The organism is Streptomyces sp. NPDC020996 (assembly GCF_040641355.1).
In the GTDB taxonomy this organism is placed as follows: domain Bacteria; phylum Actinomycetota; class Actinomycetes; order Streptomycetales; family Streptomycetaceae; genus Streptomyces.
The window spans coordinates 14,657-29,909 of record NZ_JBFADM010000068.1 but is presented as its reverse complement, the minus strand read 5'-3'; the positions used below and the strand labels follow the sequence as shown (position 1 = coordinate 29,909).

At 73.0% G+C, this 15,253-nt stretch carries 12 protein-coding genes; 3 read left to right on the top strand and 9 right to left on the bottom strand.

Features of this window, described 5'->3' with window-relative positions; genetic code table 11:
* Positions 1–257 precede the first annotated feature (257 nt).
* The 5 genes from AB0G63_RS32905 to AB0G63_RS32885 all read right to left on the bottom strand — a co-directional run bounded on the left by AB0G63_RS32905 (position 258) and on the right by AB0G63_RS32885 (position 7,626).
* A complete protein-coding gene (locus tag AB0G63_RS32905) occupies positions 258–1,136 on the bottom strand; it encodes a BTAD domain-containing putative transcriptional regulator (protein ID WP_360757888.1) in 879 nt (292 codons plus the stop codon).
* 913 nt (positions 1,137–2,049) lie between these two features.
* A complete protein-coding gene (locus tag AB0G63_RS32900) occupies positions 2,050–2,811 on the bottom strand; it encodes a calcium-binding protein (protein ID WP_360757886.1) in 762 nt (253 codons plus the stop codon).
* Between the two features lie 210 nt (positions 2,812–3,021).
* Entirely contained in the window at positions 3,022–5,457 is a 2,436-nt protein-coding gene (gene pepN, locus AB0G63_RS32895) for an aminopeptidase N (RefSeq protein ID WP_360757883.1), read from the bottom strand.
* Positions 5,458–5,579: 122 nt separating this feature from the next.
* Positions 5,580–6,245, bottom strand: a complete 666-nt coding sequence (locus AB0G63_RS32890) for a GntR family transcriptional regulator (RefSeq protein ID WP_360757880.1) — start codon at positions 6,243–6,245, stop codon at positions 5,580–5,582.
* Positions 6,246–6,435: 190 nt separating this feature from the next.
* On the bottom strand, positions 6,436–7,626 hold the full coding sequence (locus AB0G63_RS32885; protein WP_360757877.1) for a CoA transferase: 1,191 nt from the start codon (positions 7,624–7,626) through the stop codon (positions 6,436–6,438).
* A gap of 137 nt (positions 7,627–7,763) precedes the next feature.
* On the opposite strand from AB0G63_RS32885, the gene AB0G63_RS32880 reads away from it, so the two are divergent.
* Entirely contained in the window at positions 7,764–8,939 is a 1,176-nt protein-coding gene (locus tag AB0G63_RS32880; RefSeq protein ID WP_360757874.1) for an acyl-CoA dehydrogenase family protein, read from the top strand.
* A gap of 61 nt (positions 8,940–9,000) precedes the next feature.
* Here the strand turns inward: AB0G63_RS32880 and AB0G63_RS32875 are convergent, their stop codons facing one another.
* Complete coding sequence (locus AB0G63_RS32875) at positions 9,001–9,732, bottom strand: hypothetical protein (RefSeq protein WP_360757871.1); 732 nt, start codon at positions 9,730–9,732, stop codon at positions 9,001–9,003.
* Positions 9,733–9,917: 185 nt separating this feature from the next.
* Here AB0G63_RS32875 and AB0G63_RS32870 point away from each other — a divergent pair, with 185 nt between their 5' ends.
* Positions 9,918–10,580, top strand: coding sequence for a hypothetical protein (locus AB0G63_RS32870; RefSeq protein WP_360757869.1), 663 nt, complete (start codon positions 9,918–9,920; stop codon positions 10,578–10,580).
* A gap of 52 nt (positions 10,581–10,632) precedes the next feature.
* Here AB0G63_RS32870 and AB0G63_RS32865 read toward each other — a convergent pair whose 3' ends face one another.
* From AB0G63_RS32865 to AB0G63_RS32855, 3 genes are all read right to left on the bottom strand, one after another.
* Positions 10,633–11,907 carry an MFS transporter gene (locus AB0G63_RS32865; RefSeq protein WP_360757867.1) on the bottom strand — a complete coding sequence of 425 codons (1,275 nt, stop codon included), beginning with the start codon at positions 11,905–11,907 and terminating at the stop codon, positions 10,633–10,635.
* Between the two features lie 302 nt (positions 11,908–12,209).
* Entirely contained in the window at positions 12,210–12,608 is a 399-nt protein-coding gene (locus tag AB0G63_RS32860; RefSeq protein ID WP_360757864.1) for a (2Fe-2S) ferredoxin domain-containing protein, read from the bottom strand.
* Positions 12,605–14,584: a heavy metal translocating P-type ATPase gene (locus AB0G63_RS32855; RefSeq protein ID WP_360757861.1), complete on the bottom strand. Its 1,980-nt coding sequence runs from the start codon at positions 14,582–14,584 to the stop codon at positions 12,605–12,607. Before AB0G63_RS32855 ends, AB0G63_RS32860 begins: the two co-directional genes overlap by 4 nt.
* A 133-nt stretch (positions 14,585–14,717) precedes the next feature.
* Here AB0G63_RS32855 and AB0G63_RS32850 point away from each other — a divergent pair, with 133 nt between their 5' ends.
* Positions 14,718–15,119, top strand: a complete 402-nt coding sequence (locus tag AB0G63_RS32850; protein WP_360757857.1) for a metalloregulator ArsR/SmtB family transcription factor — start codon at positions 14,718–14,720, stop codon at positions 15,117–15,119.
* The last annotated feature ends 134 nt before the right edge of the window (positions 15,120–15,253 follow it).

Here is a 15,253-nt window from a genome sequence, read left to right as displayed (position 1 = left end):
TCGGCCGGGCCCGGAGTTCCCGCCCGGGCTGACCTGCCGGGACCGCGGCCCCGGCAGGCGTCCCGGCCCGCCCGACGGGCAGGCTGAAGGGAACCACCCGGTCCGCCCGTTCGACGTCCGCCCCGATCGGGCCGAGGTGCCGCGGGCAGCCGAAGCCCATTCGTCCCGCGGCCGTCGGGTGCCGCCCGGAGCGCGGTCCGGTCCCGCTCGGGCAACCGTCCGCGCGCCGCCCGTGCTCGCCCCTTCTCCGGCGGGGATCAAGGGTGCGCCGCCCCGCTGGACCGCTGCTTGAGGCGGGCCTGGGTCAGCCGGTCGGAGCGGGGTGCCGCAACGCGCGGGGCGGTGGCAGGCACCGCGTGTTCGGGGCCGGCGCACAGGATGGACCGCTGCAGCTTCGCGAGCGGCGGGGAGGGTTCGAGACCGAGGGTGCGTACGAGTGTGGTGCGCAGCCGCCGGTAGGCGTCCAGGGCCTCCCCTCTGCGTCCCGCCCGGCACAGGGCCAGCATGTACTGGCCGCACAGGCTCTCGTGGCCGGGGTACAGACTGACCAGCACGGTCAGTTCGGCGAGCAGTTCCCGGTGCCGGCCCAGCCGCAGGTCGGCCTCGATGCGTTGGTCGAGGGCGCACAGCCGGCTCTCCTCCAGCCGCCTGGCCTGGGTGCTCAGGTGCGGGCCGGGGGTGACGTCGGCCAGCGGCGGGCCGTTCCACAACCGCAGCGCTTCGCGCAGCAACTCGGCGGCGGCGGCGTAGTCCTCGGCGTCCATGGCCCGGTAGCCCATGCCGCTCAGCCGCTCGAACTCCCTGACGTCGTGGACGCCTCCACCGCTGTTGAGGAGGTAGCCGCCGGGCACGGTCAGCAGGACGTCCTTGGCGGTCCGCGGCGGTGATCCGTCCGGGTCGTGCGCCAGCGCGGCCGTGATCATCTCGCGGATCTGCAGGATGTACGTCTGCAGCGTGGGGCGCGCGCTGCGCGGCGGCTGGTGCCCCCAGAGTTCCTCGACCAGGGTGTCGACCGGCACGGTTCTGTCGGCGTTGAGGACCAGCAGCGCCAGCACCCGGCGAGGCTTGGGTGCGGTAGGTGTGACGGATACGCTGTTCATCCGTACGGCGAGTGGGCCCAGTATGCCGATGTCCACGCGTCTCCCCCGTTTCCCTGCTGTCCGCTCGGAAGCGATGTCCTGCCGTCTTGAGTAAAAGACAGGGCGCGTGGCATATCAACACCGTACCTGCCGGCCGCATTGGCCGGGCAGGACGCGATTTCGAGCCAAGTACGCGCCCTGTGGGACGTTTCCTTCCGGCGTTCCGCTCGGACCCGCTGTTTGCCCTCACGCTGACGAGTCACGCCACGGGATGCCGACTCGCGCTGAATCCTCCCTGCTCGCAGTCCCGCTCGGTGACAACGCACCGGCGGTTTCAAGCCAGTCGCGCGCTGGGCGTGACCGGGAAAACGGCGTGGCGAAGCCGCCGGAATATCGATGCCGTGAACAGTTCGAACGCCCCGCTCCAGCGGCACCGCCGGACGTACAGCGGCCTCCGGACCGCCCTCTTCGCAGGCGAAACGATTCCGCGCGGACATCCGGCCGAAACCCATTTGCCGCTCTCCCCTACGGCAATGACATTCCGAGTCCGATCGGTCGATTTCCCTCGCGTACCGCGGGCGCGGCCCTTGGCAGTGCGCGAGGGAAATCGCCCCTTTCTCAGGGAGAAGGGCGCGCGACCCACCAGCATGGTCTCGACGCCGTCGAAGTGGACGCCGAGGGACGTGGCGGACGCGGGCGTAGTTGTTGACGCACTGCCGGGCTCGCCAGTACAGGGAGGCGAAGGGCAGTTCGCGGCCGTTCTTGACGGCCACACAGCCGTTCTCCTCGTCCGTGAGGACGAAGTCGGGCCGGTCCCAGCCGGACGGGATGCGACTGGGCCGGCAGGATGCGACTGGAACTCGGGCCAGTCACGGCCGGTGCGGCACAGAGGGCCGCACCGGCCGGCTGACCAGGGAGTGGACGGCGCCGGGGGCGCTCGGCCGTGGCCAGCCTGAGTCAGGAACGTACGTCAACGTACGTCGACGTAGTCGCCGGTGGCCTTGGCCGGCCCGGTGGTGGCGCTGCCGGTGAAGTTCCAGCGCCAGTAGCCGTCCTTGACCGCCTTGACCGTGGTGCGCAGGGTGCCGGTGCTGCTGGTGTGGACGGTCCCCACGGTGGTGTAGGTGCTGCTGCCCTTCGGGCGGAACTGCAGCTTCACGGCACGGCCCGCGTATCCCGCGTATCGGTAGGTGTCCCAGTTGGCCCGCACGAGCTTGCCGGTGACGGTGATCCGGGCGCCCTTGGCCACCGGTTCCGGGGCGGCGTCGACGGTGAGCCGTGCGGCACGCTTGAGGCCGAAGGACCCGATACCGGGGGCGAAGACGCTGCCACCGTCGTTGGCGTCGGCCAACGCGTCGACCGACCACGTTCCCGCGTTGGCGTTGGCCAGGTCCACCGGATCGTCGCTGCCCGGAGCCGGGTGGGCGTTGACGGTGAACACGGTCGTGCAGGCCGTCGCGGTCTCGCAGAACGCGTCGGTGGTGTAGAAACCGCCGTGCGGGCCTTTCAGATCGACGTCGACGAAGGCCAGGCCGGAGTCGTCCGATCCGGTGACCGTCACCGGGAAGACGACGTCGTGCGTGATCCCCACGATGACGTCGTGCCCGGAGTTGACGGTGGCGCCGCTGACCACCGGGTCGCCGGGCGTGGTTCCGGACGCGGCGTCGGCCGTCGCGCCGATCCCCGCCAGCAGAACGGCGACGACCCCCACCACGACCCCGCGGCTCGCCATGCCTTGTCTGTCACTGAATGGTGCGACGAAGCGGCTCATGAATCCTCCCCAGGAACAACAGGCCCTGCTGCCGCACCTCACGAGCAGCAGCGACCGACGGCGAACGCCGCAGACCGATGTGTCACCCCGTACGACCACCGAACCGGCCCGATCGTTGTACCGCTCCCACCACGTCTCCACATGGCCGCCGGAGGCCTGAGATCCGAAGCGCTACGAAGCCGCCGCGCGGGCGCGCAGCATCCGCGCCACGGCGTCCGAACGCTCCAGGAGCATGTTGCGGACCACCGGGGCCGCGTCACGAACGGCCTGCCGGGCCTTCTCGACGTAGGCGGCGTCGATGGCGTACGGGGGGAAGAGGCGGCTGGTGAAGACCATCGCCGGGATCATCCCGCCCTGGTGCAGCTGGGGAAGCAGGTCGAGGTAGCGCTGGGTGTAGGGGGTCAGCAGCTCGTCCTGGGCCGGGCGCCAGAAGGCGGTCGCCACCTGACCGACGGAGCTGACGGGAACGGCGCGGTCCACGGCGAGCCGCTGCCAGACCTCGGCCTTCGCGGCGGGGTCGGGCAGGGCCGCCCGTACCGTGAGGACGCGCACCCAGGCGTCGGGGTCGGGGTCGCGCTCCAGCAGGGCGGCGGACCCGGACGCCACCTGGCCGCCCAGTTCCGCCTCGCGGACCAGCGCCCGCCAGAGCAGGTCCACGTCGTCGCCCGCCCGGGTGCGCAGCCAGGCCAGGTCGTCGGCGCCGGCGGCGGTGCGGGCCAGACCGCGCAGCGCGACCTGGCGGCGGCCCGGTTCCTCGGCCAGACGCCGGCAGGCCGCGGCCACCTGGGCGGTCAGTGCGGCGCGTTCGGCGGGCGGCGCCCACAGTTCGGCGATGTCCGCGGCGAGTGTCAGATACGGCTCGATCACGGCGTCGGACGTCTCGGCGGTCAGCACCGCCGTGAGGCACCGCCCGGCTTCCGCCGCCGTGGCCTCGCCGTTGGTCAGCATGTCCCAGACGGTCGCGGCTGCGACGCCCCGGGAGACGGCCGCGGGAAGCTGCGCCGCCGTGCGGAACAGCGCGTCCCTGCCCGCCGGGTCGGGACGGGTGGTGGCGAAGGTGAGGTCGTCGTCGTTCGCCAGCAGGAACTCCGCCGCGGGCGGCAGGCCGGTGACCGGGGTGCGGGGCTGCGCCACCTCGACCCGTACCAGCGCCGTGCGCTCGAGGACCTCGCCGTCGCGGGCGTAGGCGCCCACCGCGATGACCTGCGGGCGCGGCGTGCCGTCGGCCACCAGCGTGACGGTCTCACCGTCCCGTTCCAGGCGGAAGCGGTCGGTGCCCGCCGTCGCGAGCCAGGCCGTGCGCCAGGCGTCCAGGTCGCGCCCGCCGGCCTTCGCGAGCGCCTCGACGAGGTCCTGGAGGGTGGTGTTGCCCCAGGCGTGGCGGGCGAAGTAGGCGGCCATGCCGGCCGTGAAGCTCTCCTCGCCGACGTACGTCATGAGCTGCTGAAGGACGGAGGCGCCCTTGGGGTAGGTGATGTTGTCGAAGATCGACGCGGCCTGGGCGACGTCGTGGATGGGCTGGTGGATGGGGTGGGAGACGGGGCCCTGGTCGGCGAGGTACGCCTTGAGCTTGTCGCCCACCAGGTGGCCGGCCCACGCGTCGGTGTACCGGGTGGCGCGCTCGGCGGCCCAGTGGCAGGCGAACTCCGCGAACGCCTCGTTCAGCCAGAGGTCGTCCCACCAGCGCATGGTGACGATGTTGCCGAACCACATGTGCGCCATCTCGTGCAGCAGCACCTTGGCGAACAGCTCCCGTTCGGCGGGCGTCGGCTCCGCCCGCCGCAGGAACGCGTCGGACCAGGTCACACAGCCGTAGTTCTCCATCGCCCCGCCGAACTCGGGCATGAACACCTGGTCGTACTTGCGCTGCGGGAAGGGCATCGCGAACGCCTCGCCGTAGAAGGCGAGTCCCTGGCGGGTGAGGGTGAAGATCTCCTCGGCGTCGCGGTCGAGGACCTCGGCGAGCGAACGGCGGGCGTACAGGCCCAGGTCGTGGCCGTCGGCCTGGCGGCGGATCTCATGGAAGGGTCCGGCGTTGACGACCGTGTTGTACACGGACAGGGGCGGGGTGTCGGCGAAGCTCCAGCGGCGGGCCGACGCCAGCTCCTCGACGCGCGCCGCCGCGGAGTTGCCGGTGACGGTCCAGGTGGGCGGGGCCGTGACGGTGAAGGCGTGCGGGGCCTTCAGATCGGGCTGGTCGAAACAGGCCCGGACGAAGCGGGCCTCGTCCGGTTCGAAGCTCATCCACACGTAGACCTCGCCGTCCGCGGGGTCGACCGCCCGGTGCACGCCCTCTCCGGTGGCCGTGTCGGCCTGCACGCTCTCCACGCGCAGCACGTTGTGCGCGGCGAGGCCGGGCAGCCGGATGCGGCCGTCCCCGGCGGGGGTGAGCGCGGTGCCGTTCAGGGTGGCGCTCAGCACGTCGGCCGCGCAGTCCACGAACGTCTCCGCGCCCGGCTCACGGCAGGTGAACGTCACGGTGGACACGCACCGGACCTCGGGACCGTCGGGCAGGGCCGTGAGGTCGATGTCCACGTCGTACCGCTCGACCGTCAGCAGCGCCGCCCGGCGCTCGGCTTCGGTACGGGTCAGGCTTCGGGTCCCCATGCGTCCGTCCTCCCTCGTCATGGTCGCGCGTCAGCGTACGACGGAGCACGGCGGCGATCACGGGCCTTTTCCCCGGCCGTCGGCGAAGGGAGTCCGAGACCGTCGGAGGTGGCGTGGGGCCGTCAGTCCTGGTGGAGCATGGTCTCCAGGGCGGCGACGGCGTGGGAGCGGTGCTCGTCGAGGAGTCGTACCGCTCGCTCGGGATCCTCGCCGCGCAGGGCGTCCAGGATCGTGCGGTGCTCCTTCACCACGTGGTCGCGGTTGGCGGGCTCGCCGTAGTAGAGGGAGCGGTAGGCGTCCGTGGCGTCCCAGAGGGTGGTGATGAGCCTGGCCAGTCGTGGCATGCCGGCGGTTTCGTAGAGGGCGAAGTGGAAGCGGCGGTTGGCGGCTGTCATGGCGGACACGTCGCCCGCCGCGGCTGCCTGTTCGACCTCGTGCTGGGCCGCTTCGATGGCCGCGAGAGCCGGCCCGTCCAGGTTCTCGGACGCCTGGCGTACGGCTTCGGCCTCCAGGAGTTGCCGGATGCGGTACACCTCGCGCAGGTCCGCGAGGGACAACTCGGCGACGAAGTAGCCCCGGTGTGCCTCGTGGACGACCAGGCCCTCGGCTTCCAGGCTCTTCAGCGCTTCCCGCAACGGCAGGCGGCTGACGCCGAGTTGTTCGGCGAGGGCCTCCTGCCGGATGGGGGCGCCGGGTCCCAGCTGCCCGCTGGTGATGGCCCGGCGCACCTCTGCCAGCACGAACTGCTGGGCGGTCGGCGGGCGCCGCCGGTGCGTGGGGCTGGTCATGGCGGGATGTCTCCACTGCGCGGAAGGGGGGGTCGGCTGGCGGGTCGGCTGGTGGGCGCGTTCATCCTAGTGCCGCTTCAGATCACGTCCGCCCTGTCGTGGCCTGAGATCTGGCGCGGGAGATCCCGCCCTGCCCGGCCGGCTGGCCGCACCGAGCCCGGCGCAAACCGGCGTCGCCGGGGACCGGAGGCTAGGCGGTGGCCTCCTGCGGGTCGGCGAGGCCCAGTTCGCTCAGGACCTCCTGGGTGTGCTCGCCGAGGCGTGGCGGCGCGCTGCGGTAGGCGGCGGGGGTGACATCAAGCCGGATGGGGTTGGCGACCTGCTCCACCGGCCGGTCGCGGTGCGGGTCGTCGACGCGGACGCGGGCCTCGAGGCCCAGGCCGTCGGCGAGGGCGAACGCCGCCGCGAGGTCGTTGATCGGGCCGCAGGGGACGCCCGCGGCGGTGAGGGCCTCGAACCACTCGTCGGCCGGGCGGCTGCGCAGCGGCCCGTCGAGCGCGGCGAGCAGTTCGGTGCGGTGGGCCACCCGTGCCGGGTTGGTGGCGAAGCGGGGGTCGCGGGCCAGTTCGGGCAGGCCGAGCGCCGCGCACAGGGCGGTGAACTGGCGGTCGTTGCCCACGGCCAGCACCAGGGGGCGGTCCTGGGCGTCGACGACCTCGTAGGGCGCGATCGACGGGTGGCGGTTGCCCATGGCCTGCGGTACGACGCCGCCGGCCACGTAGGCGGAGGCCTGGTTGGTGAGTGCCGACAGCAGCGAGGTGAGCAGGGAGACCTCCACCCGCTGGCCCTGGCCGGTGCGTTCGCGGTGGCGCAGGGCGGCGAGGATGCCCATGCCGGCGTGCAGTCCGGTGATGACGTCGACGAGGGCGACGCCGGCCTTGGTGGGGTGGCCGTCCGGTTCGCCGGTCACGCTCATCAGACCGCCCATCGCCTGCACCAGCAGGTCGTAGCCGGGCAGCGCGGCGCCTCGGCCGGCGCCGAATCCGGTCACCGAGCAGTACACGAGCTTCGGGTTGAGGGCGCGCAGGGTGTCGTAGCCGAGGCCGAGGCGGTCCATCGTGCCGGGGCGGAAGTTCTCCACCAGCACGTCCGCGCGGGCGGCGATCTCCTGGGCGGCCCGCCTGCCGTGCGCGTCGGTGAGGTCCAGCGCGACCGAGCGCTTGTTGCGGTTGACGCCGAGGAAGTAGGTCGCCTCGCCGTCGGCGTAGGGCGGGCCCCAGGCACGGGTGTCGTCGCCGGCGCCGGGGCGTTCGATCTTGATGACCTCGGCGCCGAGGTCGGCCAGCAGCATCGTCACGTACGGGGCGGCGAGCACGCGGCCGAAGTCGGCGACGACAATGCCGGACAGGGCCTGCTCGGGCTGCGGGTGGTCGGACGGCATGTGGCTCTCCTCTCGTGTCTTGGCAGCGACCGGGTCTGAGGCTACGCTGCAAATTGGATCCAAGATCCGATATCCGAATCTCGGGTGGGATCGTATCCACAGTCACCCGCTGTTGTCAGCCGTCAGGAGAGGCCTCGATGACGACTTCCCCCGTCCACCCCTTCGACCTGTTCGCCATCGACACCCTGCTCAGCGACGAGGAGCGGGACATCCGCGACACCGTGCGCGCCATGGGCGAGCGCGAACTGCGGCCGCACGTCGCCGAGTGGTTCGAGCAGGGCGCCATCCCCGCGCGCGAACTCGCGGCATCCCTGGGTGAGCTGGGCGTTCTCGGCATGCACCTGGAGGGCTACGGCTGCGCCGGGACGAGCGCCGTCTCCTACGGCCTGGCCTGCCTGGAGCTGGAGGCCGTCGACTCCGGTCTGCGCAGCCTGGTGTCCGTGCAGGGCTCGCTCGCGATGTACGCCATCCGGGCGTACGGCTCGGAGGAGCAGAAGCAGCAGTGGCTGCCCGGCATGGCCGCCGGCCGGCTCATCGGCTGTTTCGGACTGACCGAGCCGGACGCCGGCTCCGACCCGGGCGCCATGCGCACCCGCGCCGAGCGCGACGGCTCCGACTGGGTCCTCAACGGCACCAAGATGTGGATCACCAACGGCTCGGTCTCCGACATCGCGGTGGTGTGGGCCCGCACCGACGACGGCGTGCGCGGTTTCCTCGTCCCCGCCGGCGCCCCCGGCTTCACCCGCAACGACATCAAGCACAAGGTCTCCCTGCGGGCCTCCGTGACCAGCGAGCTCGTGCTGGACAACGTACGCCTGCCCGCCGACGCGATGCTCCCCGGTGCGCGGGGCCTGTCCGGCCCGCTCGGCTGCCTGAACGAGGCCCGCTTCGGCATCGTCTTCGGCGCCCTGGGAGCCGCGCGCGACTGCCTGGAGACCGCGCTCGCCTACGCCGCCGACCGCACGGTCTTCAACCGCCCCCTGGCGGGCTTCCAGCTCACCCAGCAGAAGCTGGCCGACATGTGCCTCGAACTCGGCAAGGGCATGCTGCTCGCCCTTCAGCTGGGCCGCCTGAAGGACTCCGGCCAGATCACCCCCGAGCGCGTCAGCCTCGGCAAGCTCAACAACGTCCGCGAGGCCCTGCGGATCGCCCGCGAGTGCCGCACCGTGCTCGGCGCCAACGGCATCACGCTGGAGTATCCGGTGATCCGGCACGCCAACAACCTCGAGTCCGTCCTCACCTACGAAGGAACGAGCGAGGTCCACACCCTCGTCATCGGCAACGCCCTCACCGGCATCGCCGCCTTCCGCTGAGCCCGCCCCCTCGGACCCGCCCGCTGTCTCCTCCGCGTCAGCGGGGGCCGGGGCCCGGCTGTCACGGCCGGGGCCCGGCGGGTGGGTCCAGGGCGAATACGTTGATCCACTCGGCGTCCGAGGCGTGGTAGCCCAGTTCGGTCAGTGCCTCGGAGGCGGCGCGCAGGTGGGCGGCGCCGTACACCACGGCCACGGTGAAGGGGCCGCTCCGGCCCGCGTAGCCCCGGTCGAAGTCGGTGAGGGACCGGACCAGCAGCCGGTCACGGCGACGCAGCACCAGGTCGTCCAGGCCAGGCCAGAAGTCCGCCGCCGCCTCCTCGGCCTCGCTCAGCAAGTCCTCCGTCGCCAGGTGCCGGGCGAGCCACCGGCGTGTTCCCAGCAGCCGCATCCCCGCCGTCACGGCGGGGATGACCGTGGCCACCATCGCGCGTTCCTTCCACGGCAGTCGCCGGTAGCCCTCCTGGAACCGCTCGCCGCTCATGTCCGGGCACACCACCGGCAGCCCGAGCGCGTCGAAGTCGATGTCCTGCACCACCAGCCCCAGCCGCTCGTGCCCGTCCAGCCGTCGGTACGACGCCACCAGGGCGTCGGCGCCCGCCGACCCCTCGCCGACGCCCTCGGCGATCACGAGGTCGCAGCAGTCGCGCAGCCGTGCGGTCACCTCATGGTAGAAGGCCTCCTCGGCCAGATGGATCATGGGAAAGAGCAGGAAGGCCAGCCCCGTCCCCGGCCGCTCGAACCGGATCACCGCCGACCGCACGCCGGCCAGCTCCGTCACCTCGATGAACTGCACGCGCGCCGCCCCCTTCAGGCCCCCTCACCCACCTCCACGCCGATGGAGGGCCCCGGGGTTGCCCGTAAGCACATTTCGGGCGGCCTTCGGGCGCCGGTTCCCCGTCCCCGGCCTCCTCCGGCCGCCCGTCGCGCCGGGGAGCCGCTCGCCGACCACACTGGAGATGCCGGCCGGAGGAGGCTGCGATGGACACGAACACCGGTGCACGACCGCTGCTGCTGGACGGGGTGCTGCCGGATTTCCGCTTCAGCCGCCTGGAGTGCACGGCCGTCGCCGCGGGGGCGTCGCGGACTTATCGGGCGGCGCGCGAGCTGGACCTGCTGACCATCCACTCTCCGCTGTTCGAGCTGGCCGCCCGGGCCCGCGGCGTGCCCGACCGGCTGCGCGGCGACTCCGCCCCGCCTCCGCCCTCGTTGCGGCTGGCCGATCTCTTCGACACGGTCACGGAGGAGGACGAGCGGCACGAGCCGCACGACCGGCAGGAGCGGGAGCAGCCGTGGGTCGGGCTGGCCGAGGATCCGGGGCGAGAGCTGGTCTTCGGCGTCGTCGGGAAGGTGTGGCAGCCGTCCATCCAGTGGCGGCGGGTCGATCCCGGCGACTTCGTGGAGTTCGCGGAGCCGGGCTGGGCGAAGATCGCCGCCGCGCTGGTGGTCCACCCCTACGGCACCCGCCGCTGCCTGCTGACCTACGAGGTGCGCACGGCCTGCACCGACCCGGCCACCACCCGGCGCTTCGCCCGTTACTGGACGCTCGTGTCGCCCGGTGCCGGCATCGTCATGCGCGCGGCGCTGCAGGCGATCAAGCCCGCGGCGGAGAAGGAGGCCAGACCCACGAGCGATGCGCGGTAGCCCGGCGGCAGAGGGGACCTGACGGATGCCGGGGCGTGCGCGGGCGTGCGCGCTATCCCCGCTCCCCGGCAGCCGCCGACGTCCGGGAGGAACCAGTCGCCTCGCTCACGGGCTGCCCGGTGGCGGCGCGTCCGGCGTCGGCCGGGTCCTCGGCGCCGGAGGAGACGACCACCTCGGAGTCCGGGCCGCCGCGGTCGAGGACGCCTCCCGCGACGGCGAGACCGAGGCCCGCCACGGCCAGAGCGGCGCCGACCAGAGCGGGCGAGGCCCAGCCCCAGCCCGCCGAGATGGCCAGGCCGCCCAGCCAGGCGCCCCCCGCGTTGGCCAGGTTGAAGGCGGAGTGGTTGGAGGCCGCCGCCATCGTGGGGGCGTGCTTCGCCTTGGCCATCAGCAGCATCTGGACCGGCGTGGTGATGAAGGCGCCCATCGCGCCGATGAAGGTGATCGTCACCAGGGCGGGCACGGTGCTGTGGACGGTGAGGTAGAACGTCACCAGCGCCGCGGCGAGCGCGGTCAGCCCCCCGTACAGGGTCGGCCGCAGCGCGCGGTCCGTGAGCGGGCCGGCGACCAGGGTGCCGACCGTCATGCCGACCCCGTAGAGCGCGAGGACCAGCGTGGTCGAGGAGTCGGAGATGCCCGTCACACGGGTCAGCATCGGCACCAGATAGCTGTAGACGGCGAAGAACCCGCCGAAGCCCACCACCGCCGTGGCCAGGCCGATCACGACCTGCCGGTTGCCCATGGCCCGCAGTTCGTGCCGGATGCCGGACTGCCGGCCGCGCGGCTGGTGCGGGACGAAGCAGGCCAGCGAGGCGAGCGCGACGAGGCCGATGACGGCGACCGCGCCGTAGGCGGACCGCCAGCCCAGCTGCTGGCCGAGTGCGGTGCCGGCGGGGACTCCGACGATATTGGCGACGGTGAGTCCCAGGAACATCTTCGAGACGGCGCGCGCGGCCCGTTCGGGGGCGACGAGCCGGGAGGCGACGACGGCGCCCACGCCGAACAGGGCGCCGTGCGGCAGGCCCGCCAGGAACCGCGCGGCGAACAGCAGGGCGAAGTCGGGAGCCAGCGCGGACGCGACGTTGCCGACCACGAAGAGCCCGGACAGCAGCAGCAACAGCCGTTTGTGCGGCACCCGCGCGCCGATGCCCGTCAGCACGGGAGCGCCGACGACGACACCGAGCGCGTAGGCCGACACGAGGTTGCCGGCGTGCGGCACGGACACGCCGACACCGTCGGCGATCTGGGGCAACAGCCCCATCGTGGCGAACTCGGTCGTGCCGATACCGAAGGCGACGACAGCCAGCGCCAGCAGAGCCAGAGGCATGGTGCGGGAGAACCTTTCGAAGAGCGCGGTACAGGAGCAGGACGGCAGAAGGGCCCGAAACCGTCCGGATCCTGTGGCCTGCCGCGCCGCGCACCATTGCCCGGCCCACCCCGGGGCAGGGAAAGCCCCCGACAGCTCAGCAGCGACGGCAGGCCGCCAATTCCAAGATCGGGCCCCGCGCGCAGTGATCTGCGTCATGCCGCATCCGGCGCGGCCAGGGCCACGGGCCGTCTCCTCGGTCACGAAGGCCGGGGTGCCGGGGTGCCGGGGTGCCGGGGAACGGGGCCGCCTCCCCCGTGGGTTCAGTCCTCCACCGAGCGCCGTACACGCCGGGACGGACCGAACTCGTACAGGTCGAGGATCACCGGCGGATCGGCGACACCCGGGCCTCCGGCCCTGACCCAGGTCACGATGTCGGCCGTCGCGTCGGGGTCGTTGACCAGCCCGAGCCAGACCGGCCGCCCGCCCGCGGCCCGCCCGGCCGGTGACGGCTGTACGACGATGACGTTGGCCTGCTCGCAGGCGTCGAGGCAGTTCACCGCCCTGACCTGGGCGACCGGCCCCAGCTGGGCTTTCAGCGCGGCGAGTTGGGCGGCGTGGTCGACGCCGGGAATCTTGGCCGTGCCGCAGCAGCAGCCGCGGCACACGGTGACCGTGCACCGGGGTGCCGCCGCCTGGGCGGGGGCCTTGCGGCGGCTCATTCGGCGGCCCGCTTCCAGGCCGTCTCGCGCAGCAGCCGCAGCCCGTTGAGGCCGACGACGACGGTGGAGCCCTCGTGGCCCGCGACGCCGAGCGGCAGCGGAAGGTTGCCGACGAGGTCCCAGACCGCCAGGCCCGTGATGAAGACACCGGCGATCACCAGGTTCTGCGCGACGAGCCTGCGGGCCCTGCGGGACAGGGAGATCACGGCGGGGACGGCGGCGAGTTCGTCGCGGACGATGACGGCGTCGGCGGTCTCCAGGGCGAGGTCGGAGCCTGCCCCGCCCATGGCCACACCGGTGTGGGCGGCCGCCAGCGCCGGGGCGTCGTTGACGCCGTCGCCGACCATCATCACCTTGCGGCCCGTGTCCGCCAGCTCCCGGACGGCGCCCACCTTGTGCTGTGGCAGCAGTCCGGCGCGCACGTCCCCGATGCCGACCTCGGCGGCGAGGCGGGCGGCGGCGCGCGGGTTGTCGCCGGTCAGCAGCACGGGCGCGGTCCCGGCCAGGACCGTGAGGGAGGCGACGGCGGCGCCGGCGTCGGGGCGCAGCCGGTCCGCGACGCCGAGCACGCCGACCGGCGTACCGGCCACGGTGACCAGCACCGCGGTGCGCCCGTCGTCCTCCAGTCCACCGGCCAGGACCGACGCCCGCGCGGAGTCCGCGTCGGTCGCGCCGTTCAGCAGCCGGGCCGGCGCGCCGACCGCGACCACGCGTCCGTCGACGGTGGCGGTCACGCCGACACCGGGCGTGGAGTCGAAGTCCTCGGCCACCGGCGGGGCGAGCCCGCGCCGGCACGCGGCGTCCACGACGGCGTGCGCCAGCGGATGCTCGCTCGGGTGCTCCGCGGCGGCCGCGAGGACCAGCAACTCGTCCTCGTCCAGGCCGGATCCGGTCAGCGGCAGGATGTCGGTGACCCTCGGGGTGCCCTGGGTGAGGGTGCCGGTCTTGTCGAGCGCCACCGCGTCGATCTGTCCGAGCCTCTCCATGACGACGGCCGACTTGACCAGGACACCGTGCCGTCCGGCGTTGGCGATCGCGGACAGCAGGGGCGGCATGGTCGCCAGCACGACCGCGCAGGGCGAAGCCACGATCATAAAGGTCATGGCCCGCAGCAGCGAGTCGGTGAGGTTCGCGCCGAAGGCGAGCGGCACCAGGAACACGGCGAGGGTCACGGCCACCATGCCGAGCGAGTAGCGCTGTTCGACCTTCTCGATGAACAACTGGGTGGGCGCCTTGGTCTCGGACGCCTCCCGCACCATGCGCACGATCCGTGCGATCACCGTGTCGGAGGCGTCGCGCTCGACGCGGACGCTGAGGGCGCCGGTGCCGTTGAGGGTGCCCGCGTAGACCTCGTCGCCCTTCTCCTTGGCGACGGGCAACGGCTCGCCGGTGATGGTCGCCTGATCGACGTCGCCGGCTCCGTCGAGCACGCGGCCGTCGGCGCCGATGCGTTCGCCGGGCCGTACGAGGATGGTGTCGCCGACGGACAGTTCCTCGACGGGGACGGTCTCCTCGGCGCCGTCCGCGCCGACGCGGGTCGCCGTGGCGGGCGCGAGATCCAGCAGCCCCCGCACGGAGTCGGCGGTGCGTGCCGTGGCCAGCGCCTCCAGCGCGCCGGACGTGGCGAAGATGACGATCAGCAGCGCGCCGTCCATGACCTGCCCGATCGCCGCCGCCCCGAGCGCGGCGACGACCATCAGCAGGTCGACGTCGAGGGTCCTCTCCTTCAGCGCCCGCAGGCCCGCCAGGCCCGGCTCCCAGCCGCCGGCCGCATACGTCAGCGCGTACAGCGGGCCCCATGCCCACGCCGGTGCCCCGGTCAGCTGCGCCGGCAGCGCGAGCAGGAAGCACACCGCGGCCGAGGCGGCCCAGCGCGCCTCGGGCAGGGCGAGGAGGCGGGTGCCGCGCCGGGGCGTACCCGTGTCGCTTGCGGACGCCGCCCGGTCGGCGGGAGCGGGGGCGAGGGTGGAGGTCATCGGAGCGGAAGTCCTTCGAGAAGGCATACAGGGCAGCGGTCGGCCCGGAGGAGGCGCCGCTTGCCTCACCGTACAGGATCACATGAAGATGCTTTCATGTATCCACGGGACGGCGCTCCGTAGGATGAGTGCCATGGGCCACGGAGCTGACGCCAAGACCACCGCCACCGCGCGCGAGCGCCTCGAAACCGTGGGCGCCGCCGACGTGGCCGCCACCCTCCAGGCCCTCGCCACCCCGTCCCGGCTGCGCATCCTGTCCCGCCTCCAGGAAGGCCCGTGCGCGGCGACGGAACTCGCCGACGCCGTCGGCATGGAGCAGTCCGCCTGCTCCCACCAACTGCGCCTGCTGCGCAACCTCGGCCTGGTCACCGGCGAGCGCCGGGGGCGCTCGGTCATCTACGCCCTCTACGACAACCACGTCGCCGAGCTGCTGGAGCAGGCCCTCTACCACGTGGAGCACCTGCGCCTCGGCCTGCGCGACACCCCGGCCGGGACCCCGGCCGACGTCCCGGCCGAGACAGCCGGGGCCCGCTGAGCGCCGCCCCGGCACGGCTCGGTTCGCCGCGGAAGACCGATTCCGGCCCGGGCCGTGGAGCAGGCGGTCGCCGGACCGCCGGTCACCGGGTGGACCGTCACCGGCCGGCCGCCGTGGCAGCTGACCCGCACCGC